The organism is Accumulibacter sp. (assembly GCF_016789985.1).
Classification (GTDB): Bacteria; Pseudomonadota; Gammaproteobacteria; order Burkholderiales; family Rhodocyclaceae; genus Accumulibacter.
In genome coordinates this window covers 1-4,353 of the sequence record NZ_JAEUOL010000246.1, presented here as the reverse complement: position 1 = coordinate 4,353, position 4,353 = coordinate 1, and the positions used below count along the sequence as shown (strand labels likewise).

Annotated in this window: 3 protein-coding genes and 1 pseudogene; all 4 read right to left on the bottom strand. The window is 59.3% G+C overall.

Features of this window, described 5'->3' with window-relative positions:
• Window positions 1-235 precede the first annotated feature (235 nt).
• Window positions 236-810, bottom strand: a pseudogene (locus JNK99_RS14065) (DNA helicase); the annotation flags it as partial.
• Between the two features lie 16 nt (window positions 811-826).
• Window positions 827-1,471, bottom strand: coding sequence for a hypothetical protein (locus JNK99_RS14060; protein ID WP_291854162.1), 645 nt, complete (start codon window positions 1,469-1,471; stop codon window positions 827-829).
• 3 nt (window positions 1,472-1,474) lie between these two features.
• Window positions 1,475-2,710: an AAA family ATPase gene (locus JNK99_RS14055; protein WP_291854160.1), complete on the bottom strand. Its 1,236-nt coding sequence runs from the start codon at window positions 2,708-2,710 to the stop codon at window positions 1,475-1,477.
• A gap of 34 nt (window positions 2,711-2,744) precedes the next feature.
• The coding region (locus JNK99_RS14050) for a DNA methyltransferase (protein WP_291854158.1) at window positions 2,745-4,353 on the bottom strand (1,609 nt) is incomplete at its 5' end.

Genomic DNA, 4,353 nt, shown 5'->3' with positions numbered 1-4,353 from the left:
AAGCGGCGTCCAGGGGGTGATGCTCGACGCGTTGCGCCATTTTGTCGACTCCTTCGAAGGTTTGGGTAAGAGTGCCCCGAAAGAATCACTTGGGATACAGGCCGGCTGGCTTCGCGCCGCGTTGCCGAGCCGCCCTCCGCTCTTCGGGCGCGACGCGCCCACATCGCTGCGGGCAACACGGCAACGCCGTTCCAGCTCGAAGGAAATTTACAGAAAGCATGTTGCACTAACGCTTGCCGCCGGTCGCGAGTTCCAGCAGCGCCTCGGTTGCTTCGGCGGGCAGATGGTCGGCGAGCGCGAGCAGGGTGTCCTCGGTCACTTGCTTGACATCGGGCAACCACTCCGGCGGAACGCCGTAGCTCAGCAACTCGTCGTCGGACACGCCCGGGAACAGCGGCTTCGCTGCCGATGCCGGTTTCGCGGGGGCGCCACCAGCGGCAACTCGCTCTGCACGTAGACCGGCACGATGATTTCCTGCACCGTCTCGCGGATCTCGATCAGTTGCGCCGCGCCGGTTCTCGGATGGGTTTCGAGCTTGCGCCGCGCGGCCCACTCATACGCCTTGTCGTGATGATCGACGTAGCAGAGCAGCAGGCTCGATTCGCCGCGATGGACGATCAGGTGAATGTCGCTGCTTGTGCGGACCGACCAGAAATTCCTGTCCCTGGCACGATCCAGCTTGTGGAAACTCAGGCCGGGGCTGGCGGGATTCAGTTGCAGGTCGAAGGCCGTCGTCTTGGCGGCCTTCTGCTCGTCGCCGCTCAGCCGGGCCAGGCTATCCGTAAAAGTATCGGCGATACGCAATTCCATAAGAAAACCCGCCAAGTCAGGCAATCAAGCTCAGGATTCCGTCACGGAATTTAGCGAAGCTGGGGGACTGGTTCTCCTCCGCGTTCATGTAACGTGCGATGGCTTCTGCCCATTCGTCTTTGACTTGCCCAGGCAGCGGCCAGCCTGCTTTACGTATCGCTGCGCTTCCTCCCGGATACACTGCATCGGCGAGGCGTTCCCACGTCCCGCAAAGGCTGTCTTGCACGTAAGCATCCAGTACAGCCATTTTTGCTTTAGGGTAAGCTGACAAGATCGCCTGTCTGTCACCAAAATACCAAGCTTCCATCTCCTCAATTGCCAGTCGGAAAAGCGTATTCGGGGCGGGGTCGCACTTTGCCAGAAGCGCTTTCAGTTCCCCCAGAAACACCTTGCAGTCGCGTTCATCGTTATCGACCACCACCACGATGGCGTCGATGCCAGGTGTTTTGCCATATCCGGCCAACAATCTTGGAAGCTGATTGAGCAAAGCACGTTTGGCCGGGTCACCCCCGGCTGCCAGGTTGGGGGGCAGACGTCCTATCCCTTTGTAAGCGTGAACACGCCAGGTATGTGGCTCTCCATAGCTCCCAATCAAAGCAGGCAGCAACGTCACGACCAACTTGGCCCCCGAATTGTCCTCCACAAGCACTTCAATATGCATGACTCAGTCCACGTCCAGATAGTCGCTATACCAGAGACTACCAAGCGGCAAGCCTTCGTCGACCAAATTCGTCACCAACGCCAGTTCGGATACGCGTCGTACCGTCGAATACCCATCTGCACCTTTTTTCAGTATCCACACTTCCTGAGGAGTCAGCGCGTCTACGAAATAAGGCTGATGGGTCGTCACGAAAATCTGCGGTGCGTTCTTTTTCCCGGTCGCGTGATTCCGCAATTCGGTGGCCAGCGTATCCAGCAATCTGTGATACAGACCATTTTCCGGTTCTTCGATACAAATAAACGGAGGTGGCTCAGGGTCTTCCATCAACAAAAGGTAAGCGAAAATTTTCAGCGTCCCATCTGACATCTGCCCTGCGTAAAACGGATCGGCGAACGCCCCGTCATTGAATTGCAGCAGTACCCGCTTGTCTTGCGTCACCAATGTCTTGATGCTCTGGATGCCGGGGATTTTTGCTGCGATCCGATCAAGAATTGACTGGAAGCGCTCCTTGTGCTCCCTTTCCATGTATTGCACCACGTTGCCGATGTTGTCGCCGTGCATGTTCAGGTGACGCTGCGCACCGGCAGAAGGAATTGAGCGTGCCGCGTCAGGGTGGAAGTAGGAGAGATACCAGCCTTTCAAAAAATCCCTGAACCGTTTGATGCGTGGATGTTCCTTGAGCGTTCCCAACGTGGCAATACCCAGTTGCCGAAGATCGGTGAGGGTAACGTCCCTCTTCGTGTTTGGCTCCTCGTCGCCCTCGCCCTCGAGAGCGGTGTCACCCGCCCATGCCATTCCTGATCCTTGCGTCAAACGCAGAAAGGGATAGGGACGACCAAACTTCTGACCTTTTCGGCGTTGCCCGAGAAACTCGTATTGCACATAGGGGCGGCCCGACTCATCCAAGTCGAGGTGTAGTTCGTACGTGATCGGCCGCTCGCTTTTTGATTCGCGGTAGTAAATCTCAAAGCAAATCGGTTCGTCTGTTCCAAGCGAGCGCATCCGCTCGAACCCGCCACGTTGTTTGGCGTCGCAGGCAGTTTCCAAGTCCGTCGATAGACAATCGGCGACGAAGCCAAAGGCATCGAACAAAGTACTCTTGCCGGCGCCGTTCTTGCCGATCACCACCGTGAAGGGCGTCAGCGGGTCGGCCTGCTGTTGTCCAGTCGACAATTTACCCAGCGTTACATCCCGCAGCGCCCGGTAATTCTTGACCCGAAATCCTTCGATCAACGCCATTCGGTTTCTCCGTACTCTTTAATCCAGTCAAGCATCATGCCACGCGAAACACCTTCATCACTTCGTCCCCCAGGTGATTGATGACCTTCACCGCAATCCGCCCGGACTTCGGTTTCCTGAACGGGCGCGAGGTGTCGCTGTTGAGCGAGGCCCAGGCTGCGGCGTCGATTTCGGCTTTCAGCGTCGTCTTCAAGGCGCGGTAGGGATCGCTGGCGCCGAGGAAGTAGGCATGGCGGACGAAGAAGCTTTCTTCGTTGTAGTCGGTGTCGATGAACCAGCAGGCGATGCCGTCGGCGCCGTCGCTGATGACTTCGCCGGTCTGCGGCTTGAACACATCGACGCCATTGACCTTGACGCGCAGGCTGTCGCCTTCGGGCAGAAGCGTGATGTCCGGCTCGCCGAAGATCACGAACAGGTTGCCCTTGCCGGTGTTCTTGAGGTCTTCCGCCATGTGCAGGTCGGCGTTCATGCGTGCCTTGAGGACCGGCAGCTTGCCGAGCTTGGCAAACTCCGTGGTGTGCGCCTCGAAGTTGAAGGCACAGGCGATCAGCACGTCGAATCCGGCATCGGCGGCTTCGCGCGCTGCTTCGACGAGATCGGCGCGCTGCACGGTGCCGAACTCGGGGCCGATGAAGATGGCGGCGCGTTTTTCCACGCCTTCGGCTTCGAGGTAGCGGCCTTCCGCACAGACCAGGTCGCCCGGCCAGGCGACCAGCGAAACGAAGCTGATGCGGTCGGCCTTGTGCGCCTGCTGCACGCCGGCGGTTTTCAGGTTGTCCAGGATCATCTGCGGGAAGGACTGCTTCGCCGCATAGCTGGCTTCCTGCTGGCGCAGGGTGTCGATCAGCTCGTCGTCTTCATCGACACCCAAGACACGGTGCGGCGACAGGCTCTCGACGGTGAACGGGCCGGCGACGCGCACTGCCTTCCGGTTCTCGTAGGGCTTGTCGTAGAGATATTCGAATTCGGCCTTGGCGGCGATGGAGGCGTCGATTTCCCGCTGCCGGGCGATGCGCGCCTGCCACCAGTCGGCGTGCGCCTGTTTGGCCGCGTCCGGCCAGTCCTTGCCGGCCTCGCGCGGAATTTCCCATTCCTGCCAGTCATTTTCGAGCAATTCCTGCAGTCGACCGCGCAAGGGTTCCAGTTTTTCCTGCCACGCGTCCCAGATCACGTCGATCTCGGCGTTGTTGGCGATGGACTTCAGCGTGATGTGCGGCACGCGCTCATAAACGAAGCCGTGGCGGATGTTGCCGTGGGTCGGCTGTGAACTCGGCGCGCTGCGCGTGACTTCGGCCTCCTTGATCTGGCCCTCACGGGAATCGGCGAGCAGGTAGAAGGGATAGCGGGCGCCCATGATGCGGGCACGGGCCAGCGCCAGCGCGACGCGCGAGGTGTCGATGGTGATCCAACGGCGGCCCCACTGTTCGGCGACGGTGGCGGTGGTGCCAGAACCGCAGGTGGGATCGAGGACGAGGTCCCCGGGGTCGGTGGCCATGAGGAGGCAGCGTTGAATGGCTAAGGGGGTCGTCTGAACGACATAAGTTCGAGCTTCAGCAAAACCGGATACTGCTGTGTCACCCCATAAGTTCGTCAAAGGAAAAACAGCAAAGTCGTCGATATATCGAACGTAAGAGAGAGTGTTC

What these genes read in the sequence shown, in the direction of transcription:
- JNK99_RS14060 (WP_291854162.1), bottom strand. Translation starts at nt 1,471, where the DNA reads ATGCATATTGAAGTGCTTGTGGAGGACAATTCGGGGGCCAAGTTGGTC.
- JNK99_RS14055 (WP_291854160.1), bottom strand. Translation starts at nt 2,710, where the DNA reads ATGGCGTTGATCGAAGGATTTCGGGTCAAGAATTACCGGGCGCTGCGG.